We start from the raw sequence: 24,760 nt of genomic DNA, 5'->3' as shown, positions 1-24,760 counted from the left end.
TCGATCGCCCACGGACCGCCGCTCACTCTAAGAACCGCGACTCGGCGTCGCCCGGGGGCATCATACACCGGTCCTTCTTCCCGAACCAGCGGTACCGGTTGTCGGCGACGAAGTCGTACGCGCGGTCCCGGACCGCTCGCGGCACGAACCGGAACGGGGAAAGCAGCCGGTAGGCCCCGCCGAGCCCCGTCGCGATCCGGATGATCGCCGCCGACTTCACGTAGCTCTCGCCGTCCTCGATCAGGACGACCGAGTCCAGCTCGTCGGTCGCGAGGTCGTGTTCCGCCAGCAGCGACCGTCCCACGTCGGACTGGAGCGAGGCGAACCGGTACTTCCCCTCCGGGTCGCGGGGGAGGACGAACTGTACGAACCCGTTACAGAGGTTACAGACGCCGTCGAAGAGCACGACGGCGGCGTCGTCCGGGATGTCCTCGTCCATTGCCTGACGGACGTACGCGGCCGTCGCAGTTCAGGATTCCGGTGGAGGCGGCGCGAGGCGACGACGGTGCCGTCGCACGGAAAACTTATACGCGTTCCTCGTCGTCACCAACAAGTTGGAACGCAAGACTATGGCTGGAACCCCCTCCGACTCGACCGCCCGGTCGCGGCTCTCGGCGGCCGTCCGACGCCTCGGAGACGCCGTCGCCGCGCGCGTCTCGGTCGACCGCCGCGCGCTGGCCGCGTTCCGGATCGGGCTCGGGACCCTGTTGATCGTCGACCTGCTCCTCCGCTCGCGCTCGTTCACCGCCTTCTACACCGACGCCGGCGTCTTGCCGCTCCGAGCGTTCGCCTCCGACTACGCGACGAACAACTCGCTCCACGCGCTCTCCGGCGAGCCGTGGGCCGTCGCCCTGCTGTTCGCGCTCGCGGGCGCCCTCGCCCTCTCGCTGGCCGTCGGGTACCGGACGCGGCTCGCGACGATCGCCTCGTGGCTGCTGCTGGTCTCGCTCCACGCCCGCAACCCGATGGTGTTGAACTCGGGCGACACCCTGCTCCGCATGCTGCTGTTCTGGAGCGTCTTCCTTCCGCTCGGCGCGCGCTGGTCGGTCGACGCCGTCAGGCGCGCCGACCGCGAGGGCGGCGGCGACGGCGATTCGCCGTCACCGAGTTCGGGCGGGACCGCCGTTGCGAGCGTCGCCACGATGGCGGTGCTGCTACAGATCCTCGTGATGTACCTGACGAACGCCGTCCACAAGTTCGCGAGCGAGCCCTGGATGAGCGGAGAGGCGGTCGCGTACGTCATGCAGGCCGACCAGTTCACCTACCTGCTCGGCGCGTACCTCGCCGATTTCACCGGCCTCCTGCGCGTGTTCACGGTCCTGTGGGTCGCGCTGCTGTTCGCGTCGCCGCTGTTGCTCCTGTTGACCGGGCTCCCGCGCGCCGGCCTCGCCTCGCTGTTCGTCGGCATGCACCTCGGGATGGCGGTCACGATACGGGTCGGCCTCTTCCCGATAATCGTCGTCGTCGGCTTCATCCCGTTCCTCCAGACGCCCGTCTGGGACGCCCTCAAACGGGTAGCCGACCGCCTGAACCTGTCGGCGCCGCTCGCGCGCTGGAAGGCCCGCTCCGAGTCCCTCGCGCGGACCGCGCTCTCCGCCGGCCCGTCGCTCCCCCGCCCGGCCGCGTCTGAACGCCTCGATTCCGTCCGCGGCAGCGACCTCGGCGCGGGCCTCGCCCGCGGGCGCGTCCTCTTCACGACGGTCCTGCCGTACGTCTTCCTCGTGTTGATCCTCTTATCGAGCGCGGCGTCGGTCGGCTACGCCGAGGTGCCGGAGCCCGCCGACGAGGCCCTAGACGCCGCCGAGATGGACCAGTCGTGGCAGATGTTCGCCCCCGACCCGATACACACGACGCGCTGGTACGTCGCGGCGGGCACGCTCGAGGACGGGAGCGAGCGGGACGTGTTCCGCGACGCCCCGGTCACCTTCGACAGACCGGCGCGCGCCGAGACCACCTATCCGACCTCGCGCTGGCGGAAGTACCTGAAGAACGTCTACGGCGCCGACAACGAGAACCACCGCTCGTACCTCGCGAACTACCTCTGCGGGGAGTGGAACCGCACCCACGAGACGGCCGTGGAGAACGTGACTATCTACCAGTCGTACGAGCGAACCAACCCCTACAACGGGACGGTGGAGGCCGCGAACCGGTTCGAGCTGATCGAGTACGACTGCTCGGGCCCGTTCGTTCAGCGCGACTGAGCCGCGCCGACGGCGGTGTTCGGCCCCGCGTCCGGCCTGTCCCTGCCCCGCACGAGCGTCAGGAGCCGTCGCTCGCGGCGTCCACGGGCTCGACCTCGATGAGACGCGCTATCTCCTCGGGGAGGCTCTGGTCGTCCGTCGGCGTCTCGACGGTCACCATCCCGAACGGCGCCACGTCGACGACGGCGAGCTCGACCCCCGGGCGGACGCCGGCGTCGGAGAGGTAGCGCAGCTCGGCGTCGCCCTGGTGGCGGATCCGGCGGACGACGACGCGGTCGCCCTCGGCGGCGTCGACCAGTCGGACGGTGTCGTCCGCCGTCGGCAGCGAGAGGTCGGCGTCGGGGATGGGGTCGCCGTGCGGGTCGACCGGCGGGTTGCCGAGCGCCTCGGCGATGCGGTCGCTCAGCTTCTCGGAGACGTGGTGTTCGAGCCTGTCGGCCTCGTCGTGGACGTCGACCCAGCTGTAGTCGAGCTGCTCGGTCAGGAACGCCTCCAAGAGCCGGTGGTGCCGGAGGATCTCTAACGCGACGACCTCGCCCTCCTCGGTGAGCGTCACGCCCTTGTACTCCTCGCGGTCGACGAGCCCCCGCTCTTCGAGCTTCTTCACCATCGAGGAGACGGTCGGCGCGGTGACCTCGAGGTAGTCGGCGAGGGCCGAGGTCGACACCCGCTCGCCTGTGTCGCGCTCGATGGCGTAGATCGATTTGATGTAGTCCTCCATCACCGCGCTGATGACGTCCGACGACGCCCTCGGTCCGGGCCCGTCGTCGGCGTCGGTCTCGGGGCTTCCGCCCGCTCCGTTCCCGTCGCCCGCGTCGACGCCGTTTTCGTCGCCCGCCACGGTCAGTCACCCCCCGCTCCGGCGTCCGGGGCCGCGTCGTCGGTCTCGATGCTCTCCATCTCGGGGACTTCCCGCCCGCCGCGGGCGGACTGGACCTTCCCGACGGCGACCGCGCAGACGTAGATGCCCACGGCGACGAGCACGATCACCCCGCCGGCGGTGACGCCGCCGTAGTAGGCGACGCCGATGCCGAGGAGGACCGCGAGCTCCGCTAAGACGACCGAGACGACGAGCGACTCGGTGAAGCTGCGGGACACCTGCGTCGCGCCCGCGACGGGCACGACGAGCATCGCCGCCACGAGGATGACGCCCATGATCTGCATCGCGCCGACGACGACCATCGCCGTCAGCATCACCATCACGCGGTTGTACCAGTTGACGGAGATGCCGGAGACGGCGGCCGCGGTCTCGTCGAAGGTCACGTACAGGAGCTGGTTGCGGGTCACCGCGACCGTGCCGACGATGACGACGAACAGGACGAGCAGGATCCCGGCGCTCTGGGGTGACACCGTCGAGAGGCTCCCGAAGAGGAACTGGTTCACGCCGACCGCGAGCCCGCCGGCGTTGAGGCTGATGAGCGTCGTCCCCAGCGCGAACCCCGTCGAGAGGACGATCGCCATCGAGACGTCGTTGTACGCGTCCGTCGTCTCGGAGATGAGCTCGATGAACAGCGCGGCGATCATCGCCACGACGACCGCGGTGAGGTACGGCGACACCCCGAGGTCGATGACGGCGTTGAGGAAGAGGCCGACCGCGACCCCGGCGAACGCCGTGTGCGCCAGTGCGTCCCCGATCAGCGCGAGCTGGCGGTGGACGAGGAAGGTGCCGATGAGCGGCGCCATCACGCCCACGCAGAGCCCGACGAGCACCGCCCGGTGCATGTACCGGTAGCGCGGGTTCAGCATCTCCAGGCCGGAGAGGTAGTACGCCCAGTCCATCAGCCAGTACCACTGGGCCAACACCCAGCGGAGGGCGGCGAAGAGGGCCTCCCCGACGCCGGCGAGGCCGCCCTGTAACGCGAGCGCCGCCGGCTGCGAGCCCGCGGCGAGGGGCAGCGACTGGTCGGCCGCGGCGAGGAGCCACGCGGCGAGCGCGGCGGTCAGCGGGTCGCTCATTCGGCACCCCCGGCGAGGAAGCGCGCCTCGGTCCCGAACGCCCGCGCCAGGGCGTCGCTCTCGACGAACTCCTCGGTCGGGCCGTCGAAGTAGACCTCGCGGTTGAGACAGACGACGCGGTCGGCGTGCTCGACGACCGCGCCGAGGTCGTGCTCGATGAGGACCACGGTGATCCCCGCGTCGTTGAGCGCGTCGAGCAGGTCGTAGAACGCCTCGACGGACTCGGCGTCGACGCCGACGGTCGGCTCGTCTAACACGAGCAGGTCGGCCTCGCCCGCCAGCGCCCGGGCGATGAACACCCGCTGGCGCTGGCCGCCGGAGAGCCGCCCGACGCGCCGGTCGGCGAACGCGCCCATCCTGACGGTCGCGAGCGCGTCGTCGACGACCGCCCAGTCGGCGGCCGTGAGCCGGCCCGAGACGACGTTCGCGGCCCACCGCGCCGTGCGGACGGGGTCGTCGGACAGCCCGTCGGCGAGCGCGCCGTCGGCCAGCCGGTCGAGCCCGAGGTACGGGAACCGGCCCATCTTCACCACCTCGCGGACGGTGATCGGCATGTCCCGGGCGGCGCTGGCCTGCTGGGCGACGTAGCCGATCCGCTCGCCGTCGTCGAACCCCGCCGCGTCCTCGCCGAACAGCCGGGCCGTCCCCGCGTCGGGCCCGAGCAGCCCGAGCATGAGCCGCATCAGCGTCGACTTGCCGGAGCCGTTCGGCCCCACGACGGCGACGTACTCGCCGGAATCGACCGTCAGCGACACGTCCTCGACGACCGGCGTCGCCGTGTAGCCGAACGTCACGCCGGCGAGGTCGATCACCGGCTCCGCCGCGCCGGCGGCGCCGGCCTCGGCCGAGCGGTCGGCGCGCTCGACGACCGCCCCCCGGTCAGCGTCGTCCGCGCTCATACCGGCTCGAAGTTCCGCCACTGTTCGACCCACCCGTCCGTCGGCGCCGCGGCCTCGGGCGTCTCGTTCCCTAAGACGATCTCGAACGTCGGCATGTTGATGTTGTACGCGATCTCCTCGTACCCCCAGTCCTCCGCGAGCCACTCCTCGCGGATCCCGGCGTACGGCGTGACCGGGAAGTACGCCTCGACGGCGGTCTCGCGGACGAGCTGCTGGGCCGGGCGCTGCGACTCGAAGACGCCGTTCGCGATGTACCGGATGTCGTTCTCGCGGATCACTTGCGTCGCCTCGCGGATGTCCGCGGGCTTGACGTCGCCGCTCGCCGCGAGGCTCGTGACGAGCGGGCGCATCCGGACGCCGTACCGCACGCCGATGTACTGGAAGGCGTTGTGCGCGGCCAACTGGACCACGTCGCGGTCCGACCGCTCGAACATCGCCTCGTAGTCGGCGTCGATGCGGTCGAGCACCTCGCTCTTGTACCGGGCCGCGTTCTCGCGGATCGTCTCGGCGTGGTCCGGGACGAGGTCCACGAACGCCTCGGCGATGTTGTCGACCGACCGCTTCGCGCGGAGCGGGTCCAACCAGAAGTGCGGGTCCTTCCCGCGCTGGGCGCCGACGCCCTCCTCGTCGCGGTCGAGCGACGCCGCGAGGTCCACCAGGTCGATGCCCTCGCGGGCGTTTATCAGCGCGGTGTCCGTCCCGTCGGCCTCGACCGTCCGGATGGCGCGGTCCGCCCACGGCTGGAAGTCCTCGCCGACGTGGACGAACGCGTCCGCCTCGACGATCCGCCGCGTGATGCTCGCGTTCGGCTCCCAGCCGTGGCCGTGGAGCCCCGTCGGAACGAGGTTCTCGACGGTCAGCGGGGTCCCCTCGGCGACCTTTCGCCCGAAGTCGTAGAAGCTGAAGAAGGAGGCGACGGCGACCGGCCCGCCGTCGTCGCGCTCGGCGCGTCCCGACCCGACCGGCGCGCTCGGGAGCGCCGTACACCCGGCCGCCCCGGCCAGGGCCGTCGCGCCGCCGATGCGAAGCGCGTCGCGCCGCGTCACCGACCGTCCGTCGTCCGCGTCGGATATCATATCACTTACCACATCCAATTATTAGACTCATCTAAACCTAGCTTTCTGCATATATACCCCTTTCGGTGACGATGGCGGGCGTCGGCGTACCGGAGTGTCGGCGAAGCGGTCGGCGGGCGCCGCTCCGCACCGTCTCATCCCCAGTCAGCCGTCGAGGAAGGTCGTGCCGCGTCCGATCCGGGTCTGGTACGCGCGCGCTTCGATACCGGCGCCGGCGAAGCCGTCGAGCATCGCGGCCGCGACGTCCCGGCGGTCGCGCTCGCGGCAGGCGGCGATCACGGCGGGGCCGGCGCCGCTGACGGTGACGCCGGTCGCGCCGGCGCCGAAGGCGCGCTCGCGGACGTCGTCGTAGCCGGTGATGAGGCGGGCGCGCTCGGGCGTGACCACGGGGTCGCTCATGCCGGCCCCGACGAGGGCCGGGTCCGAGCGGCACATGCCGACCGCGAGCGTCGCCGCGTTGCCGACGGTCTCCACGAGGTCCTCCATCGAGGCGCTCTCGGGGACGACCCGGCGCGCGTCGCGGGTCGAGACCGCCACGTCGGGGAGACAGACGACGAGGGGGATCGCCGCGTCCACCGAGCTGGTCCCCTCGACGGTCGTCACGGTGAACCCGCCGAGGATCGAGGGGGCGACGTTGTCCGCGTGCGCGACCCCGGAGACGACCGCCTCGCCCTCCGCCGCGATCGGGACGAGATCCTTCCGGGAGCGCCCGCGGTCGTACAGCCGGTTGAGCGCCACCGCCGCGCCGGCCGCGCTCGCGGCCGAGGAGCCGAGCCCCGAGGCCGGGCGCACGCCCTTGTCGATGTGGATCCGCGCGGGCGCGTCGAGCGCCTCGACGACGGCGCCGACGGTGTTCTTCTCGGGGTCCTCCGGAATGTACTGCGCGCCGACGCCCGTGACCTCGATCGTCGTCTCGGCCGCCTTCTCGACCGTGACGACGTCCGCCGGTCGCGAGAGGGCCGCCCCGAACACGTCGAAGCCGCTCCCGAGGTTCGCGCTCGTCGCGGGGGCCCGTACCGTTACCATGGCGGGGAGTGTCCCCCCCGGAGCAAAAAGGAGCGGGATCGAACAGATACTGAGACGGGGACCGAATCGGTCGCGGTCGGGCGGAGAGAGACGGGAGAAAGCGGCGTCGCGGGCGGTTCGAGCGGGCGGCGCGGTCGGCGGTCGGTCAGCGGCGTTACCGGGCCATCGTCCACAGCAGCGCGCCGACGAGGACGAGCGGGACGCCGAGGAGGATGAACGTCGGCGGCATCGTCGTGTACGGCGCCATCAGGAAGACGACCCCGAAGACGGCCAGGATCGACGCGATGACCTTCTGTGACTTCAGCGGCGCAGCCCCCAGGAGCGACACGAGGAGCCCGAACAGGATGATGTGCCCGAGGTGGTAGTCGAGCAGGAACGTGTCGATGACCAGCGGCGAGAGCATTCTTGGCCGAAGGTCCGAGCGATTCGCGCATTAAAGTTCCGTTTCTCGTGGCCCGGGGCGCTCGCCGCGTGCCGATAGTATAAGGGTCGCCGGTGCGACCGGGGACCGTGCGACTCGTTCAGGTCATGATTCCGGCGGGCAAGCGGGCGGCGGTCGTCCGCGCGCTCGACGACGAGGGGGTCGACTACGTCGTCACCGACGAGACGAGCGGCCGGGAGTACACCGCGGTCGCGACGTTCCCGCTGCCGACCGCCGCCGTCGAGCCGGTCCTCGACCGACTCCGGGAGGCCGGGATCGACGAGAGCACCTACACCGTCATCGTCGCGGCCGAGACGGTCATCTCGCGGCGGTTCGAGGCGCTCGAGGAGCAGTACGAAGAAGACGCCGACCGCGGCGGCGACCGGATCTCCCGCGAGGAGCTTCAGGCGAAGGCGGACGACCTCGCGTCCGGGCTCGGGACCTACGTGCTGATGACCGTCATCTCGGCGGTGATCGCCACGGCGGGGCTCCTGCTCGACTCCCCCGCGACCGTGGTCGGATCGATGGTGATCGCGCCGCTCATCGGGCCGGCGATGTCGGCCGCGATCGGCACCGTGGTCGACGACGAGGCGCTGTTCCGGCGGGGCGTGCGGATGCAGGTCGTCGGCGTCGCGGTCGCGGTCCTCGCGGCGACGCTGTTCGCGCTCGCGCTGCGCTCGCTCGCCTTGGTCCCGCCCGGGCTCGACCCGCTGGAGCTCGCGGAGGTGTCGGAGCGGCTCGCGCCGAACGTCCTCGTGTTGGTCGTCGCGGTCGGCGCCGGGGTCGCGGGCATCGTCTCGCTGATGACCGGCGTCTCGGCGACGCTCGTCGGCGTGATGATCGCGGTGGCGCTCATCCCGCCCGCGGCCGCCGTCGGGATCGGGATCGCCTTCCGGATCCCGCGGCTCGTGCTCGGCGCGGGCGTCATCGTCGCCGTGAACGTCCTCTCGATCAACCTCTCGGCGCTCGTAATGTTGTGGTACGAGGGGTACCGCCCCCAGCGGTGGTTCCGCGAGGACGACGCGCGCTCGGCGTTCCTCAAGCGCGTCGCCGTGCTGGCGGTCGCCATCGCGCTGCTCTCGGTGTTCCTCGGCGGCGTCACCTACGAGTCGTACGTCGCCTCGACCACCGAGGCCGACGTCCGCGCGGCCGCCACCGACGAGCTGACCGCGGTCGACTCCGAGTTCGAGCTCCTCGAACTGAGCGTCGAGCGGACGGGGACCGTCCCTCCGCTCGAAACGGACCGGGTGGTGGTCACCGTCGGCGTTCCGCCCGGCAGCACCGTCGCGGGGACCGCGCCGGCGCTCGATGACCGGATCGAGTCGGTCGTCGACCGCGAGGTCGACGTGGAGGTCCGCACGGTGACCGTGGAACGCGCCTGAGACCGGCGGCGCGCGGCGGGACGCCGCGGTGGGGCGAAGAGGAACTACTTTTTACGGGGGTGCCGTGAGACCCGCCAGTGACCGACTCACAGCAACCCGACGACGATTCCATGCGGGAGGTCGTCGAGCGGTCCCGGAGCGGGGCGCCCGCGGTCGGCGAGGCCGTCCGGGACCGCTTCTCCTCCGACGAGGTGTTCCAGCGGATCATCGCGGCCGCGGACGAGGAGGTGACCTCGGGGAGCCGTGAGCTGTTCTTCAGCGGGCTCGCCGCCGGGCTGGCGATCACGATCACGTTCATGCTGTACGCGTCGCTGACGGCGGCGACGGACTCGCACCCCATCCTGAGCGTCCTGCTGTACCCGCTCGGGTTCATCTACATCATCATCGGCGGCTACCAGCTGTACACCGAGAACACGCTGCCGCCGGTGGCGCTCACGCTCGAACGGCTCGCGAGCCTCCCGACCCTGCTTCGCCACTGGTCGATCGTCTTGGCGGGCAACTTCGTCGGCGGCGCGATCGGGGCCCTCGTCCTCTCGTACGGCGGCGTCTTCACCGGCGAGACCGTCGACGCGGCGCGGTACATCTCGCAGGGCGGCTTCGCCGTCGACTTCGTCCCGCTGTTCTTCAAGGCCGCGATGGCCGGGCTCATCGTCGCCGGCGTCGTCTGGGTCGGCTTCGCCTCCACCGACTCCGTCAGCCGGATGCTCGTCGTCTACCTCGCGTTCCTCGCGATCCCGCTCGGCGACCTCTTCCACGTGGTCGTCTCCTTCACCGAGGTCCTCTTCCTGTTCTTCGAGGACGGTATCCCGCTGTACGGCGCCGAGATCAGCCTCCTCGCAGGGCTCGTCGGGTTCGTCCTCCCAGTGCTGCTCGGGAACACGATCGGCGGGGTCGTGCTCGTCACGCTCGTCAACTACTTCCAGACCAGCGAGGAGCGCCTCGAAGAGGCGCGCTTCGAGGGCATGAGCCGCCGCCTCACCGTCCCGGAGTGGGTGTTCGGCCGCGCGGCCGGGCGCTCGTACGTCCCCATCCTGGACGCGACCGAGGCCACGCTGTTCGCCGGCGAGGGGTACCGGATCATGGTGCCGATCACGAACCCCCGGACCGACGGGCCGATCGTCGAGCTCGCGGCGCGGCTCGCGAGCAGCCACGAGGACGGCGTGGTCCACATCGTCCACGTCGTCCAGGCGCCCGAGCGGATGTCGCTGTCCTCCGGCGACGCCGGGCGTCGCATCGCGGACGTCTCCGCGGAGGGGATGGGGAACCTCCGGTCGACCGCGGCCGACTACGACGTGGACGTGTCGACCTCGACGGTCGTCTCGCACCGCTCGTTCGAGGAGATGTTCAACATGGCGCGCCGGACCCGCCCCGACGCCGTGCTGATGGGCTGGGGCGACGACCAGCTGTGGAGCGCCGCCCGCGCCGAGCGGCCGATCGACGAGCTCACCAACCAGCTCCCCTGCGACTTCCTCATCCTCAACGAGCACGAACTGGACACCTCGCGGATCCTCATCCCGACCTCCGGGGGCCCCGACTCGGCGCTCAGCGCCGAGGTGGCGCGGGTGCTCGCCGAGACGACCGGCGCCGAGGTGACGCTGCTCCACGTCGTCGACGACCCGAGCGACAGGGCGCGCGGCGAGGCGTTCCTCGCGGGCTGGGCCGACGAACACGGGCTCGACGACGCCGAACTCGTCGTCGACGACGGCGGCGACGTGGAGGACGGGATCTGCCGGGCCGCCGCCGACAAGACGCTCGTCATCATCGGCGCCACGGAGAAGGGGCTGCTCTCGCGGCTCGTCTCGAACTCCCTCCACCTCGACGTGATCCACGACGTCGACGCCTCCGTGCTGCTCACCGAGCGGCCGAGCAGCCGGTCGCTGCGCGAGCGCCTGTTCGGCTCCGGTCGCCGGGCCACCGACCTGTCTCCCGGGGTCGAGCGCGACCCGGAGCGGTCGGCGGGGACCGACGTGCGGTCGATCGAGGACCACGAGGCGGACGCCGGCGACCACGCGGACGCGACCGGGAACGGCGAGGCGGACGGCGCCCTCGCCGATGTCGGCGGGGCGTCCGCCGACGCCGACGGGGCGTCCGCCGACGCCGACGGGGCGTCCGCCGCAGACGACGACGGCCCAGAAGACGAGCAGCCGCACCTCGACGACACGTTCGTCGCGGACCACGACGCGGCGGACGAGGAGGCCGCGGAGGAGGCGGACGCCGAGCGCGACGGCGACCGATAGGCAAAACGGCTCTTTGCGTTATCTGCGGTTTATACGTCGTCCGGGCGCGAACGGTCGCGTATGAACAGGCGACTGACGGCACTTATCGGCATCGCGGCGCTCGTCGCGCTGGCCGGCTGTGCGGGGTTCGCGGGCACCGCCACCCCGACCGGCGGCGACGACGTGCAACTGGAGCGGAGCATCGAAGTGACGGCCACCGGCGAGGCGGCGTCCGCCCCGGACCGCGCCACCCTCCGGGTCGCGGTCACCGCGACCGGCGGCGACGCCGAGGCGGTCCGCGACGAGCTGGCCGCCGACGAGGCCGACCTCCGCGCGGCCCTGACCGACTGGGGGCTCGACGAGGAGGCGATCCGCACGGAGCGCTACGACGTGCGGGAGGCCTACGAGACCCGGGACGACCCGAACCGGACGCGCTACGAGGGCGTCCACCAGTACGCGATCGAACTCGGCGACGTCGAGGCAGTCGGCGAGGTCATCGACGTCGCGATCGACGCCGGCGCCGACCAGGTCCAGCGGATCCGGTTCGGCCTGAGCGAGGAGCGCGAGCGCGAGCTCCGCGAGGAGGCGATCACGGCGGCAATGGCGAACGCCGACGACGACGCCGCCGTCCTCGCGAACGCGAGCGACCTCGAAGTGGTCGGCGTGTACGACGTCTCCACGGCGCAGTCCGGCTCGACGCCGTTCGTCGCGGAGCGCTACGCGGCCGCCGGCGGCGACGCCGGAGGCGCGTCCACGAGCGTCCAGACCGGCGACGTGACCGTGCGCGTCTCGGTGAACGTCGTCTACGAGGCCGTCCCGGCCTGACCGGCGGCGACCGCTCTCTTTCCGTCCGACCCGGCTCGGTTACTCCCCGTCGCGCGTGGGGAGGTCTGGCTCGAAGCCGACCGCCTCGACGGCCATGTCGAGGACGGCCTCGACGTTCTCATCCTCGGTGACGCTCATCGTCGCGTCGACGGACTCCGCCTTCACCGCCTCGAAGCGGTCGTGTTTGTTCGCCACCGTGAGCAGCGGCACGTCGGCGCCGAACAGCTCGCGGACCTCCTCGCGCAGCTCGATCTGGACGTCGAGGGGGTAGCCGCAGTCCCCGGAGGGGTCGATGACGAAAACGACGGCGTCGGCGAGGTGTTCGAGGGCGCTCACCGCCTGCCGCTCGATGTCGTTGCGCTCGTCTTCGGGGCGGTCGAGCAGGCCGGGCGTGTCGACGATCTGGTACCGGACGTGGTTCCGGTCGAAGTGGCCGATCTGGACGCCCTTCGTGGTGAACGGGTACTCCGCGATCTGGTTCGACGCGCGGGTGACGCGGTTGACGAACGACGACTTCCCGACGTTCGGGTAGCCGGCGACGACGATGGCGGGCTCGTCGGGCCTGACGTCGGGGAGGACCTTCAGCTGGTCCCGCGAGTCCCCGATGTAGCGCAGGTCGTCTTCGATCTGGTCCATTACGTCGGCCATGCGAGCGAACGCCTGCTTCCGGTGTTTCCGCGCGGTGTCGACGTCGGAGTTCCGAATCTTCGTCGTGTACTCGTCGCGGAGGTCCTCGATCTGGCGGCTGGCCCACATCACCTGCGAGAGCGCCTGACGGAGGCGGTCCACGTCGACGATGGCGTCGGCGAGCTCGTAGTAGAACGGGTCCACGTCGAAGCCGAAGTCGGGCCACGAGGTGACGACGTTCTCTAAGTTGTCGGAGAGCACGTTGCCGGCGGTCCGTAGCATCGACTCCTGCGCCTCGTGGCCGCGCTTCGCGCGCCCGGCCCGCGACGCCCGCGAGAACGCCTTGTCGACGAGTTCCTCCGCGCGCGGAGTCGTCGGGAGGCCCTCAAATATCATTGTTACCCGCGTTTCACCGCCGACGCGTATAAGAGCGTCCGTTCGCGGACCGCCGCGACACGGCGGCACACGGGCGGACGCGGGGTCTGTGGGGACAGCGGGGGCGGCCGGCGCCGAGGGACCGCGTCTGTGATGAACGATAGTTATCTTTTACGCTCATATTTCGAGATATATTTATGCTTCAGAGAAATACAACCGCTCATGGCACGCTCGTTCACGCCGACGTCGTACGAGGACCTCGACCCCGACCGTCGCCCGAGCCTGGCGGCGGCGCTGGTCCCGGTCCTCGCCGTCGTGGCGTTCCTCGGAATCGGCTCGGCCCTCCTCGGCCTTGACCCGCACCCGCCGCTCATCTGGAGTATCGCCTTCGTAGGCGCCTTCGGCCTCTGGCTCGGCTACGACTGGGAGGACCTCTTCGACGGCATCGCCAACGGCCTCGTGATGGGCCTCCAGGCGCTGCTCATCATCTTCACCATCTACGGGCTGATCGCCACGTGGGTCAGCGCCGGCACGATCCCCAGCCTGATGTACTACGGGTTGGAGTTCCTCTCGCCGACGATATTCCTCCCCGCGGCCGCGGTGCTCGCCGCGGTCGTCGCGTTCGCGATCGGCTCCTCGTGGACCACGGTCGGGACGCTCGGCGTCGCCTTCGTCGGGATCGGCGCGGGGCTCGGCGTTCCCGCGCCGATGACGGTCGGCGCCGTCCTCTCGGGCGCGTACGCCGGCGACAAGCAGTCGCCCCTCTCCGACACGACGAACCTCGCGGCCGGCGTCACGAACACCGACCTGTACGCGCACATCCGCCGGATGCGGACCGGCACCGCGATCGCCTTCGGCCTCGCGGTCGTCGGCTTCGCCGCCCTCGGCCTCCGCACGAGCGGCGACATACCGACGGGCGAGATCGCGGCGATTCAGGGCGGACTCACGGAGGCGTACGCGATCACCGTCCTCGCGTTCGTCCCCCTCGTCGTCACCTTCGGGCTGGCGCTGCGCGGCTACGCCGCCCTCCCGACCCTCGTCGCCGGCGTGTTCGCCGGTGCGTTCACGACGATGCTCCTCCAGGGAACCGGCTTCGTCGCCGCGTGGGAGATATTCATGTACGGGACCGCGCCGGAGTCCGGGTCCCAGACGGTGAACGACCTCCTCGCCACCGGCGGGCTCACCGGCTCCGCGTGGACGATCACGGTCGTCGTCGCCGCCCTCTCGCTCGGCGGAATCTTAGAGCGGACCGGGGTCCTCGCGGTGATCGCCCACGCGTTCGTCTCCGGCGTGCGGAGCCCGGGCCTGCTCGTCGGGGGGACGGGCGTCTCCGCGATCTTCATCAACGCGCTCACCTCCCAGCAGTACATGAGCATCGTCCTCCCGGGCGTCACGCTCCGAAACGCGTACGACGAGTTCGGGCTCGACACCGACCAGCTCTCCCGCGCGGTCGAGGCCGCCGGCACGCCGACCGGCGCGCTGTTCCCGTGGCACGCCGGCGCCGTCTTCATGGCGAGCGCCACTGGCGTGCCGACGCTGGCGTACGCGCCGTACTACCTGTTCGCGTTCCTCTCGCCGCTCGTGCTGTTCGTCATGGCCGCGACGGGCTACACGCTCGACGCGAGCCCGGCCTCGGCCGACCCCGCCGCGACCGACGCGGCCGCCGCGCCGGGCAGCGACGACTGACTGACGCGCGCACCGACCGGCCCCGCGTTCGACACGTTTACGCGGCCGCCGCGCCGTCCGTCTCACATGAGCCTGGAGGTCGCCGTCGCCGCCCCGTTCAAGACCCGGGCACAGGACCGGCTCGGCCAGGGGGAGTTCGTCGTCGCGCTGTCCTTGGAGCGGGAGTGGTTCTCGCCCGACCAGGCGAAGCGGCTCGTCGACGTCGCCGTCGGTCGGGGGCTGCTGGCGTCCGAGGACGGCGACCTCGTCCCGCAGTTCGACCCGGCGGAGGTAACCGTCCCGGAGGGGTTCGTCCCCGACGAGTCCGTCCTCCGCGAGCAGTCCACCTTCGAGAGCGCGCTCGACGCCATCGTCGCCGCCGGCGTCGAGAAGCAGCGCGCGGTCGCCGCGATCAACGAGCGCCAGCGGGCGCTCGCGGTCACCATCGAGGCCGCCGCGGTCCTCTACGCCCGCGAGCAGGGCGCCGCGGTCGACCGGCTCGCGGCCGACGTGCGCGAGGCGCTCGCCGCCGACGCGGGCGACGACGGGACCGCGGAGCCGACCGACGCCGACGACCCGGAGGTCGCGTGAGATGGTCGCCGACCGCCTCGACGACGGCGTCCGGATCGCGCAGCTGCTCGCCTCCGAGGTGACCGGCAACGAGAGCGGGCTCCGCGGGCTGACCGTCGCCGACGCCGACCGCGACGTCGAGCCGACGCCGGACGGCGCGCTGGCGTACCGGATCGCCCGCGAGGCCGGCGACCCCGTCGCCGAGGTGTACGTCCAGCCGGACCGCGCGCGGATCGAGGCGCTCACGGCCCCGGACGCGGTCGCCGACGCCGCGGCGGCCGCGGGCCTCCGGGTCCGCCCGAAGGCGGTCCGCCCGCCGCGGACGCTGGTGTTCGTCGAGGACGGCGCGGCCGTGAAGCGATCGCTCGCGGTCCTCGAAGCGCTTCGAACCGGGCCCGACGCCGAGTGATCCGCGCCGGGTGAGAAATTGTCGCCGACGGGCGGGGGAGCCCGTCTCGGGGGTCGCTACTCGGGCTGTCCGCCGTCGCCGACCGCGACGCTCGGGCCGGGCGCGGCGCCGGGGTCGGCCCCCTCGCCGGAGACGTCGAACTCGCGGACGAGCGCGCCGAGCCGCTCGGCCTGCTCCGCGAGCGACCCCGCCTCGCTCGTCGCCTCGCTCATCGCGCTCAGCTGTTCGTCCGCGGCCTCGGCGACCGCGTCGGCCTCGTCGGCCGTCGACCCGCTGATGTCGGCGACCTCCTCGGCCATCGAGACGGTCTCCTCCGTGCTGGCCGCTTGATCGTCGGTGGCGCGGCTGATCTCGCGGATCCCCTCGCCGGCCTCCGCGGCGTTGTCCGACACTCGCGCGAACGCGTCCGCGGCGTCGTCGACGGCGTCGGCGCCGGCGGCGATGTTCTCCTCGGCGCTCCGGACCGCCTCGACGGTCCCCTCGGTCTGCGACTGCGTGGCGCCGATCAGCTCCTCGATCTCCGTGGCCGCGTCCTGCGTCTCCTCGGCGAGCTGTTTCACCTCGTCGGCGACGACCGCGAAGCCGTCGCTCCCGCCCCCGCCGCCGCCGGCGCGGGCCGCCTCGATGTTCGCGTTCAGGGCGAGCAGGTTCGTCTGCTCGGCGATGTCGCCGATGAGGTCGACGATCTCGCCGATGTCCTCCATCCGCTCGTCGAGCTGCTGGACGGTGTCGGCCGCGCTGTCCAGCGCCTCGCGGGACTCCTCGACGCGCTCGATGGCGGCCTCGGCGGTCTCCTCGCCGTCGTCGGCGATGTCGGCCGTCTGCTCGGCGACGTCCACGACGGTCTCGGTCGAGGAGGCGACCTCCTCGATCGTCGCCGAGAGGTCGTTCATCTCGTCGGACACCTGCCGGAGCATCTCGCGCTGCTCGTCGGCGCCCTCGGCGATCTCCGTGACCGACTGGCTGACGACCTCGCTGCGGTCGGCCGCGGTCTCGACGCCGTCGACCGTGTTCGCGCTCGCGGTCGACACCTCCCCGGCGAACGAGCGGACCTCGCCCATCGCCTCGTCGATGTCGTCCATCATGCCGTTGAACGCCTCGCCGATCTGGGCCATCGCCTCGCTCTCGCTGTCCGCGTCGAGCCGGACGGTCAGGTTGCCGTCGGCCGCCCGGTCCATCGCGGCGCTGTACGCGTCGGCCTTCGTCTCCAGGTGGCTGTTCAGGCGTTCGACCTCCTCGCGGCGCTTCTCGACCTCGGCCTTCGCGGCCTCGACGTCCTGGATCTCGGACTGCTTCTGCTCCGCGAGTTCGAGCTGCTCTCGGGCCGCCTCGCGCGACTTCTCGATCGAGTACCAGTTGACCATCAGCGCGCCGACCAGCCCGAGCACGAAGAAGGCGTGAATGCCCCCCCAGATCACCGGGTTCTCGATCGCCGCGGTGTGGTTGTAGACGAGGCTCGAATCGATGAGGCTGAACGCGCCGTGGCCGACCGCCACGTACAGGACGCCGACGGCGAACGGGAGCCAGTCCTCGTACAGCGCGAGCACCCCGACGAACACGAAGAAGCTGAAGTGCGCCTCGATGTATCCGCCGGACAGCTTCACCATCGCCATCGAGACGGTCATCAGGCTGAACGCCGTGAGCACCGTCCGCTGGCGGCGGTCGAGCTGCGACAAGCTCGCCAGCCCGGCGGTGCCGAGGATGACGGCGACGAACCCGCCGAGCATCCACAGCGGCGTCGCGGGGATCTGCGCCCCGGTGATCGATTCGGTCCCGCTGTACAGCCCCATCGCGACCAGGAACGGCACCTGAATAACGGTGGCTATCAGGATGTTCCGGTGTCGTGGCTTCCACATCTCCGTCGGCATCGAAGTGCCGTCCGGGACGTAGCGGAGCACCTCGCGCACCTTCTCCGTCAGCCCGCCCGATCCCCCCGCGTCGACCCCCGTCGCAGTCTCTGCCATATCCGTCGGTTGTCGTATATCATAAAAGCACATCGCCTCCAACTATTATCGCTGATATCGTCGTTTAGGCTCTGAGGGGCCGGAAATTAAGACAATTGGTGGTGTCTAGTTGACACCAGCTACCGGCCGCTATTGCCCCTTCTTCGGCGATAGTCGAACGTGTTCGCGGACGCGAGCGGTGTCGCCCCGGTCGCCTCGTCGCCCTCGGCCGGGTGACGCCGCCGCCGGCGCGGCCGACGGGTTTTACCTTCGGCCGGTCCGCGGTACGGTCGTGACGCTCGATCCGATCCACGTCGAGAACATCGCCCGGCTCGCGTACGGCATCGGCGGCGACGTGGACGCGACGGACCACGACGACCTCGCGGAGCGCGTGTGGCGCGAGTGGCTCCCGGAGCTCCGCGCCGACGGCCGAGTCGTCGTCGAAGCGCTCGGCGACCACGAGCGCCGGCGCGCCGCCATCGACGACGTGGCGCTCGCGGCGCGCCCGTACGAGACGGTCCACGGCCTCGACTCGGGGACGATCAACCCCACGACGTTCAAGAACGGGCTCGTCGTCGACGTCGCGCACGCGGCGATGGCGAGCTCGCCGACCGACCTGGACCTCCACCGCGACCGCACCATCGTCGCCACCGTCCACGCCGGCGACTCGACCGCCGGCTTCGACAGCGAGTGGACCCGCCGCGACGAGGGCCACACTCGCCAGCGCGTGTTTCACGTCCCGCGGGTGAACCGCTACGCGGAGCGGGTCGTCCACGCGCTGGCCCTGTACCTCGCCGAGGGGACCCACGCGCTCGACCACGCCGACGAGGTCGACGAGCTCCTCGTCCTCGACGGCCCCGTCTACCCGAAGGAGCTGTTCACCTGGGCCGACCGCGACCCGGAACTGGGCGCGCTCGCCCGCGAGGCGAAACCCCGCGCGGTGGTCGAGAAGTACGTCCGCCTCGTCGAGCGGTTCGTCGAGCGGGACGTGCCGCTGGCCGGCTTCGTCAAGAACCCCGCGAGCACCACCGCGGTCCGGGCGCTCGCGCGCGCCGGCGTCGAGTCGCCGTGGCCCGACGACACCGCGCTGTTCACCCGCCTGCTGGAGCGGCGCGAGCCGGACGGGGACGGCGTCGGCGGCGCGGGCGCCGCGGGCGACCGCGACGCGGACCGCGGCGCCCGCCTCGACGACGACCTCACCTTCACCACGTGGTTCCGCAGCCGCGGCGGCGCGGACGCGCCGATGGCCGCCGACGGCGACGCGCTCGGCGTCGAGCGCGAGCTCGACCCGGCGCTGTACGAGCCGACGTTCATGGTCGTCTACGACCCCCGGACCGACGTGACGTACAAGCTGGAGGCGCCGTACGCGTTCGCGCGCGATCCGGCGACCCGCGAGCGGCTCACCCGGCAGGTGGTCGCGGAGGTGGCCGCGACGCGCGGCCCGCCGGAGCCGGTCGCGAAGGCCGACGAGCTGGCCCGGATCTCGGCCACCGAGAAGGCGGCGCTCCGCCGGAAGTTCGAGGAGCGGCTCGGCAGCGACCAGCAGGCGACCTACGACGACCTGCGCTGGGGGACGGACGGGTACTGAGACGCGGTCGACTTCGTGTAACGAGCTGACTCCGTGACGACGGCGAGACCTCCAAATCCCCAGCCGCGAGGCCGCCGCACACTCGCTGTGCTCCTCGCTCGTTCGCTTCGCTCACTCACTGCGGTGCTTGCGTCGTCTGCGACGGCCTCGCGGCTGCCCCTCTGAGTCCCGCCCCGCACTGCGCCGCACGGCGCCTCACGCCTCCCCAGCCTCGTCGCTGGCGGCGACCGCCGCCAGCGACTCCCTCGCGCGTGCTCCTCGCGGCCGCCGGTGGCGGCCGCTCGCAGGCACGCGCCACCGCGAAGGTGATAGGTGTCCGTAGGAACGTCGCTCCGGCCCTCAGAGCGCCTGCGAGAGCAGCACCACGTAGATGGCGGCGTTGTACACGCCGTGCGCTAACCCCGGGACCACGACGTTGTCCGTCCACTCGTAGAGCGCGCCGAGGACGGACCCGAGCACGACGACGACGCCCACGTACGCCCACCGCTCGGCCGGGGTGCCGGAGACCGAGGGGAGGTGGATCAGGCCGAACGCGAGGCTCGCGATGAGCACCGCGGGGACGGCGTCGAACGCGCGCCGGACGCCCCCTTGGACGACGCCGCGGAACAGCAGCTCCTCGACCGGGCCGACCACCGCGAGCGACACCGCGATCATCGCGAGGTAGTAGGTGACCGGGTCGCCCGCGGGGACGACCGCCTGGTTCTGTCCGGTCGAGAGCCCGACCTGATCGAGCGCGAACAGCGCGCCGTACTGGAACGCGAAGAGGACGGCCCCGCCGCCGACGACGATCGCCGCCTGGCGCGCGTCGGGCCGGGACGCGCGGGCGAGCTCCCACTCGCCCGTGATCGCGAGGTACCCGGCGACCGCGACCGCGAACCCGCCGAACTGGAGCACCGTCCGGAGCAGTTGGTAGCCGGTCGACCCCTCCGCGACCAGCCCGATCGAGACCGCCAACTCCGCCGCCGGGACCGTGATCGCGCTCGCGACGAGGAGGGCGAACACGATCGCGAACAGCGCGCTCGCGACCCGGAGCACTCGCTCGGCGACCGCCGAGCCGGGTGCGTCGTCGCTCATTGGAGGGCGTACGGCGCCCCGAGGCTTAGACGCACCGGATGTCGCTCAGCGGTCGCCGCGCGTCTGACTCGGGAGCGGGCGCGGAAGTCACTCGATCCGCAGTTCGCGCTTCTCGTCGACCGCCTCGGCCTCCGCGAAGTCGCCGCCGCCGAGGAGCCCCCGGGCCGCCTTCTTGCCCCACTCGACCGCGGGCTGCGTGAACGTCGAGACGCTCGCGAGCTCGCCGTACAGCACGCAGGCCGCCTCCATCCCGAACAGCAGCTCGCCGAGCGCGCGCTCGTCGACGCGGTCGACCTCGACGCGCACGTTTGGGACGCCGGCGGCCGCGAGGCTCGCCTCGGTCGCCTCGAACTCCGCGTCGAGCAGGTCGCCGAGCGACGAGCCGCCGAGGTACGCGAGCCCGTCGAGGTCGGTCTCCGGGATCGGCGCGTCGGCGCGCTCGGTCGGGCGCACGAGCGTCACCAGCTTGTCCGGCGGGCCGGCGCGGTACAGCTGGAGCTGGGAGTGCTGGTCGGTCGCGCCGAGCGCGCGGGCGGGCGTCTGCCCGAGCCCGTCCTTCCCGAGGCTCTCGGCCCACAGCTGGGCGAACCACTCCGCGAACGTCTCCAGCGACTCGGCGTACGGCATCACGGCGTTGGTGAGCGCGCCCCGATCCGCGAGCGCGTACGTCGCCGCCCCGTAGGCGTAGGCGGGCGACTCGTACAGCGACCCCGCGAGCGCGTCCATCCCGTCGCGGCCGCCAGCGAGGACGGCCTCCACGTCGTGGCCCTGGAGCGCGGCGACCGCGAGCCCGACCGTCGACAGCGCCGAGAACCGCCCGGGGACCCCGTCGGGGACCGGCAGCGAAGGCAGGTCGTGGCGGTCGGCCAGCTCTCGGAGGTTCCCCGTCTCGCCCGTGGTGACGAGGGTGCGCTCGGTCCAGTCGACGCCCGCGTCGGCCATCGCCTCGCGGACGACGAGGAAGTTCGCGAGCGTCTCCGCGGTCGTCCCCGACTTCGAGACCACGTTGACGACGGTGTCGTCCAGCGGGAGGTCGGCGAGCAGGCGCCGGGCGTCGTCGGGGTCGACGTTGTCGAGGACGTAGGCGTCCACGTCGCTCGCGAGGGCGTTCGACAGCGTCGCCGCGCCGAGCGCGCTCCCGCCGATGCCGACCGTCAGCACCGCCTCGGGCCGGTCGAACCCGTCGACCGCGGCGTAGATCGCGTCCGGGTCCGCTGTCTCGGGGAGGGTCAGGGCGGCGTACCCGAACTCGTCGTCGGCCATCCCGGTCGCGATCCGCTCGTGCGCGGCCGCGACGCGGTCGTCGAGCCTGTCCAACGTCTCCGTCGTGAGCCCCGGGGTCGTCTCCAGGGCGTTACCGAGGTCCACTCGCATACGTGTCTCACCGCGCGAGAGGGACTTAATAACCGCCGGCGGACGGCGGTCGCCCGTCGCCCCGCCGCCGGTCGGCGCGACGCGCGAGCGACGGGGCTCGGTCGGCCCCCGGTCGATCGGCGCTCGATCAGTCGGCGGCCGCGATCGGTTCCTCCTCCTCGCCGAGCGCGGGTCGACCGACCCAGCGGTCGAACGCCAGCGGACCGGAGCCGAGCGTGAACACCGCCGAGGCCATGCCGAACAGCGCCACGTGCGCGAGGACCGGGTCGTCGGGCAGCCCGAACAGCGTCGTCGTGAACAGGGCGAACGAGAGGGCGGCCGCGCCGCGGGTGAAGAAACCCGCGATCAGCGCGAGGCCGACGGCGACCTCGGTCACGCCGGCGCCGACGACCCACAGCCCCGCGTCGACCGGCACGACCGACGTGAGGTCGTACTTCTCGACGACCTGAAGCGCGCTCCCCGGGTCGGCCAGCTTCTGGATCAGCCCGAGGTAGACGAACGAGACGCCCATCCCGACGCGCAGCACGGTCGGCACGTAGCGCCGCAGCGGTCCGGTCGCCTCGTCGAGGAACGACTTCAGGTGGTGAACGGGGTCGACCCGACCGTAGTACGACCCGGGCGTGCTCGCGACCTCTAGGAGCATGTCGTCGGCGCTCGGCCGCCCGCCGCCGAGGATCCCCAGCGCGACGAACACCGGGACGTACTCCACCGCGAGGACGACGAGCGGGTCGACCGCGACGAGCACCCACGCGTACGTCAGCAGGCCGACCGCGGCGGCGATCCGGGTCGCGAGCCCGAAGAGGAGGGCGAAGCCGAGCCCGATGAACAGGAGCCGGAGGAGCGGGCTCGCCGCGGGGTCGAACGAGAGCGTCGGCGCGAACAGGTACCCCTGGAAGCCGGCGCCGACGAGGGGGAGCCCGACGGCGAGCCGCAGCATCCACGGGACGAGGTCGCCGTACCCGGCGAGCTTCTCCCGGAGGACGACGACGTCGACGATGGTCGGGCGCACCCGGAGGTACGCGGCCAGCCCGGCGACCGCGACGAGCCCGGACCCGGCGAAGAGGGCCGCGTTGAACGGGTCCGAGAGCACCTCGGCGACGAACGCCGCCGCGTCGAGCGGGTCGCCCGAGTCCTCGGTGACGTAGTCGACGTGGGCGGCGACCGGCCGCGCGACGAGCGTCGCGAGCAGTGCGACCGCGGCGGCGGCGACCGATCGGTGACGAACGGACATGCCCGCGTTACGGGCCGGACGCACCTAACGCTATTTCTTCACGAACGTTCGTCAAAGGGGCTGAGACGGTCGGTTCGTCCCCTCGGCGGCGGGCGTTACGGCGCCCGCGCGACGACGCCGAACGTCTCTGTCCGCGTCGCCGCCGAGGCGACCTCGAAGCCCGCGGCCTCCAGCGCGGCGACCGCGTCGGCGGCGGCGAACCGCTCGTCGACGGGCGGGCCCCGCTCGCCGTCGCCGTCGGCCGACCAGTCGAACGTCGCGACGACGCCGCCCGAGCGCACGACGCGCGCGAGCTCCGCGACCGCCGCGTCGCTCGCGAACTCGTGGTACGTCATCGTCGAGACGGCTCCGTCGAGTTCGCCGTCCGCGAACGGGAGGTCCTCCACGTCGCTCGCGACGAGTTCGACGTTCTCCGGCGTCCCCTTCTCGCGGTACCGGTCGTGCATCTCGCGCTGGACGTCGACGCCGTAGACGGTCTCGACGTGCGGCGCCACGTCGTCCGTGTAGAAGCCGGTGCCGCTGCCGAGGTCGGCGACGACCGCGGCGTCGGCCTCGACCAGCGGCCCGACCAGCTCCTCCGCGGACACCCAGCGGTACCGCCCGGGGCGCTCCAGCTGGTCCGCCTGGTCGGCGTCGAACGTGTGGAATCCCATGCGCGGTCTTGTCCGCGGAGTACTAAAACGCGTCCGGTCGCGCGGTGCGGGGCCGCCGGCTTCCGCCGCGACTCACCACTCCGATTCCAGCGCGTCGAGGAGCCGGTCGACCTCCGTCTCCGTCGAGACCGCGTGGACCGACACCCGGACCCCGTTCGGGTGCGGGAGCGAGCGGACGACGACGTCCTCCTCGCCGAGCCGCTCGACGGTCGCATCGGGGTCGTCGACGTCGATCGTGACGAGCCCCGACTCGTAGGCTCGCGGGCTGAGGAGCCGGTCGTCGGGCACGCCCGTCTTCAGTCGGTCGGTGAGCGATTCGATCCGCGACTCGATCGCGTCGAGCCCGACCGCGTCGATCGCGTCGAGCGCCTCGACGAGGCCGACGTGGGCCGCCGCCGTGGTCGTCCCGATCTCGAACCGCCCCGCCGCCGGCTTGAACTCGATCTCGTCGCCGGTCGGGTCCGCGACGCTCCGGTAGCCGACGGCGCGGGGCGCGAGGTCGGCCGCCGCGTCGCGGTCGACGTAGAGGAACCCGGCGCCCCACGGGCCGAGCGTCCACTTGTGGCCGGCGGCCGCGACCGCGTCGGCGCCCCACTCGTGTACGTCCATGCGCATCTGCCCGGGCGACTGGACCGCGTCGACGAGGGTGAACGCGCCGGCGTCGTTCGCGACCTCGACGAGGTCGGCGACCGGGAGTCGGGTGCCGTGCGTCCACGTGATCGCGCTGAAGCAGACGAGGCGGGCGTCCGCGACGGCCGCGGCGTACTCGTCGCGGTCGAGGCGACCGTCCTCCGTCTCCAGGACGCGCACCTCGACGCCCTCGCGTTCGAGACGCCGCCACGGGAGGACGCCGGCGGGGTGTTCGAGGTCGGTCCGGACGACCACGTCGCCCGGCTCCCAGTCGACCGCGCCGGCGACGCGGTTGATCCCGTCGGTCGTGCTTTCGGTGAGCGCTATCTCTTCGGGGTCGGCGCCGACGAACGCGGCGATCCGTTCGCGCACCCGGTCGTACGTTTCGAACGCGCGCTCGTAGGGGTCGGTCGTCGCGGAGCCGTACTCGTGGTCCTCGACGAACGAGGCCGCCGCCTCGACGACGTACTCCGGGCTCGGGCCGTGCGCGCCGAAGTTGAAGTACGCCGCGTCGCCGAGGGCCGGGACGTCCGCGCGGAGCTCTCTGGGGGTCATACCGTCGTCGTCGAGTCGAATCGTTCTCATGGTGTCGGTTTCGGCGACTCGGGCCGCGGCGGAT

At 71.8% G+C, this 24,760-nt stretch carries 22 protein-coding genes; 8 read left to right on the top strand and 14 right to left on the bottom strand.

Going from position 1 to position 24,760, the window contains the following annotated elements; translation table 11 throughout:
- Window positions 1-22 precede the first annotated feature (22 nt).
- Window positions 23-439, bottom strand: a complete 417-nt coding sequence (locus EXE50_RS05160) for a thiol-disulfide oxidoreductase DCC family protein (RefSeq protein WP_121599755.1) — start codon at window positions 437-439, stop codon at window positions 23-25.
- A gap of 130 nt (window positions 440-569) precedes the next feature.
- Here EXE50_RS05160 and EXE50_RS05155 point away from each other — a divergent pair, with 130 nt between their 5' ends.
- Entirely contained in the window at window positions 570-2,201 is a 1,632-nt protein-coding gene (locus tag EXE50_RS05155; RefSeq protein ID WP_053771003.1) for an HTTM domain-containing protein, read from the top strand.
- A gap of 58 nt (window positions 2,202-2,259) precedes the next feature.
- Here the strand turns inward: EXE50_RS05155 and EXE50_RS05150 are convergent, their stop codons facing one another.
- From EXE50_RS05150 to EXE50_RS05125, 6 genes are all read right to left on the bottom strand, one after another.
- On the bottom strand, window positions 2,260-2,922 hold the full coding sequence (locus EXE50_RS05150; protein WP_053771483.1) for a metal-dependent transcriptional regulator: 663 nt from the start codon (window positions 2,920-2,922) through the stop codon (window positions 2,260-2,262).
- 122 nt (window positions 2,923-3,044) lie between these two features.
- The gene (locus tag EXE50_RS05145; protein WP_053771004.1) at window positions 3,045-4,157 is read right to left on the bottom strand and encodes a metal ABC transporter permease; all 1,113 of its coding nucleotides are present in this window, start codon (window positions 4,155-4,157) and stop codon (window positions 3,045-3,047) included.
- Entirely contained in the window at window positions 4,154-5,056 is a 903-nt protein-coding gene (locus tag EXE50_RS05140; RefSeq protein ID WP_137704512.1) for a metal ABC transporter ATP-binding protein, read from the bottom strand. The genes EXE50_RS05145 and EXE50_RS05140 overlap by 4 nt, the downstream gene beginning before the upstream one ends.
- Window positions 5,053-6,102 (bottom strand): metal ABC transporter substrate-binding protein, encoded by a 1,050-nt coding sequence (locus EXE50_RS05135; RefSeq protein ID WP_137704546.1) that lies wholly within the window; start codon window positions 6,100-6,102, stop codon window positions 5,053-5,055. Before EXE50_RS05135 ends, EXE50_RS05140 begins: the two co-directional genes overlap by 4 nt.
- Before the next feature lie 174 nt (window positions 6,103-6,276).
- Window positions 6,277-7,158, bottom strand: coding sequence for a homoserine kinase (locus EXE50_RS05130; protein ID WP_137704511.1), 882 nt, complete (start codon window positions 7,156-7,158; stop codon window positions 6,277-6,279).
- Between the two features lie 154 nt (window positions 7,159-7,312).
- The gene (locus EXE50_RS05125; RefSeq protein WP_053771008.1) at window positions 7,313-7,561 is read right to left on the bottom strand and encodes a hypothetical protein; all 249 of its coding nucleotides are present in this window, start codon (window positions 7,559-7,561) and stop codon (window positions 7,313-7,315) included.
- A gap of 125 nt (window positions 7,562-7,686) precedes the next feature.
- Here EXE50_RS05125 and EXE50_RS05120 point away from each other — a divergent pair, with 125 nt between their 5' ends.
- The 3 genes from EXE50_RS05120 to EXE50_RS05110 all read left to right on the top strand — a co-directional run bounded on the left by EXE50_RS05120 (window position 7,687) and on the right by EXE50_RS05110 (window position 12,002).
- The gene (locus EXE50_RS05120; protein WP_137704545.1) at window positions 7,687-8,961 is read left to right on the top strand and encodes a TIGR00341 family protein; all 1,275 of its coding nucleotides are present in this window, start codon (window positions 7,687-7,689) and stop codon (window positions 8,959-8,961) included.
- Window positions 8,962-9,038: 77 nt separating this feature from the next.
- Entirely contained in the window at window positions 9,039-11,198 is a 2,160-nt protein-coding gene (locus tag EXE50_RS05115) for a formate/nitrite transporter family protein (RefSeq protein ID WP_137704510.1), read from the top strand.
- 60 nt (window positions 11,199-11,258) lie between these two features.
- Entirely contained in the window at window positions 11,259-12,002 is a 744-nt protein-coding gene (locus tag EXE50_RS05110; RefSeq protein WP_137704509.1) for an SIMPL domain-containing protein, read from the top strand.
- 39 nt (window positions 12,003-12,041) lie between these two features.
- Here the strand turns inward: EXE50_RS05110 and EXE50_RS05105 are convergent, their stop codons facing one another.
- Window positions 12,042-13,025 (bottom strand): NOG1 family protein, encoded by a 984-nt coding sequence (locus EXE50_RS05105; protein ID WP_053771011.1) that lies wholly within the window; start codon window positions 13,023-13,025, stop codon window positions 12,042-12,044.
- Between the two features lie 201 nt (window positions 13,026-13,226).
- On the opposite strand from EXE50_RS05105, the gene EXE50_RS05100 reads away from it, so the two are divergent.
- From EXE50_RS05100 to EXE50_RS05090, 3 genes are all read left to right on the top strand, one after another.
- Window positions 13,227-14,690 (top strand): Na+/H+ antiporter NhaC family protein, encoded by a 1,464-nt coding sequence (locus EXE50_RS05100; protein WP_053771012.1) that lies wholly within the window; start codon window positions 13,227-13,229, stop codon window positions 14,688-14,690.
- A gap of 66 nt (window positions 14,691-14,756) precedes the next feature.
- A complete protein-coding gene (locus EXE50_RS05095) occupies window positions 14,757-15,260 on the top strand; it encodes a DUF2240 family protein (RefSeq protein ID WP_199236369.1) in 504 nt (167 codons plus the stop codon).
- A gap of 1 nt (window position 15,261) precedes the next feature.
- Window positions 15,262-15,648: a hypothetical protein gene (locus EXE50_RS05090; RefSeq protein WP_053771013.1), complete on the top strand. Its 387-nt coding sequence runs from the start codon at window positions 15,262-15,264 to the stop codon at window positions 15,646-15,648.
- Between the two features lie 56 nt (window positions 15,649-15,704).
- Here EXE50_RS05090 and EXE50_RS05085 read toward each other — a convergent pair whose 3' ends face one another.
- Window positions 15,705-17,612 (bottom strand): methyl-accepting chemotaxis protein, encoded by a 1,908-nt coding sequence (locus EXE50_RS05085; RefSeq protein WP_137704508.1) that lies wholly within the window; start codon window positions 17,610-17,612, stop codon window positions 15,705-15,707.
- 271 nt (window positions 17,613-17,883) lie between these two features.
- On the opposite strand from EXE50_RS05085, the gene EXE50_RS05080 reads away from it, so the two are divergent.
- Entirely contained in the window at window positions 17,884-19,179 is a 1,296-nt protein-coding gene (locus EXE50_RS05080) for a DNA double-strand break repair nuclease NurA (RefSeq protein WP_053771015.1), read from the top strand.
- 339 nt (window positions 19,180-19,518) lie between these two features.
- On the opposite strand, the gene EXE50_RS05075 is transcribed toward EXE50_RS05080, so the two are convergent.
- The 5 genes from EXE50_RS05075 to EXE50_RS05055 all read right to left on the bottom strand — a co-directional run bounded on the left by EXE50_RS05075 (window position 19,519) and on the right by EXE50_RS05055 (window position 24,726).
- Window positions 19,519-20,253, bottom strand: a complete 735-nt coding sequence (locus tag EXE50_RS05075) for a CPBP family intramembrane glutamic endopeptidase (protein ID WP_053771016.1) — start codon at window positions 20,251-20,253, stop codon at window positions 19,519-19,521.
- A gap of 87 nt (window positions 20,254-20,340) precedes the next feature.
- On the bottom strand, window positions 20,341-21,627 hold the full coding sequence (locus tag EXE50_RS05070; RefSeq protein ID WP_137704507.1) for a glucose-6-phosphate isomerase: 1,287 nt from the start codon (window positions 21,625-21,627) through the stop codon (window positions 20,341-20,343).
- A 127-nt stretch (window positions 21,628-21,754) separates the two neighbouring features.
- On the bottom strand, window positions 21,755-22,858 hold the full coding sequence (locus EXE50_RS05065; protein WP_053771018.1) for a DoxX family protein: 1,104 nt from the start codon (window positions 22,856-22,858) through the stop codon (window positions 21,755-21,757).
- Window positions 22,859-22,953: 95 nt separating this feature from the next.
- Window positions 22,954-23,511 carry a class I SAM-dependent methyltransferase gene (locus EXE50_RS05060; RefSeq protein ID WP_137704506.1) on the bottom strand — a complete coding sequence of 186 codons (558 nt, stop codon included), beginning with the start codon at window positions 23,509-23,511 and terminating at the stop codon, window positions 22,954-22,956.
- Window positions 23,512-23,583: 72 nt separating this feature from the next.
- The gene (locus EXE50_RS05055) at window positions 23,584-24,726 is read right to left on the bottom strand and encodes an aminotransferase class V-fold PLP-dependent enzyme (RefSeq protein WP_137704505.1); all 1,143 of its coding nucleotides are present in this window, start codon (window positions 24,724-24,726) and stop codon (window positions 23,584-23,586) included.
- Window positions 24,727-24,760 lie beyond the last annotated feature (34 nt).

It is taken from the genome of Halorubrum sp. ARQ200, assembly GCF_005435115.1.
In the GTDB taxonomy this organism is placed as follows: domain Archaea; phylum Halobacteriota; class Halobacteria; order Halobacteriales; family Haloferacaceae; genus Halorubrum; species Halorubrum tropicale.
The sequence above is the reverse complement of the archived record's forward strand: the minus strand, read 5'-3'. Positions and strand labels throughout refer to the sequence as shown.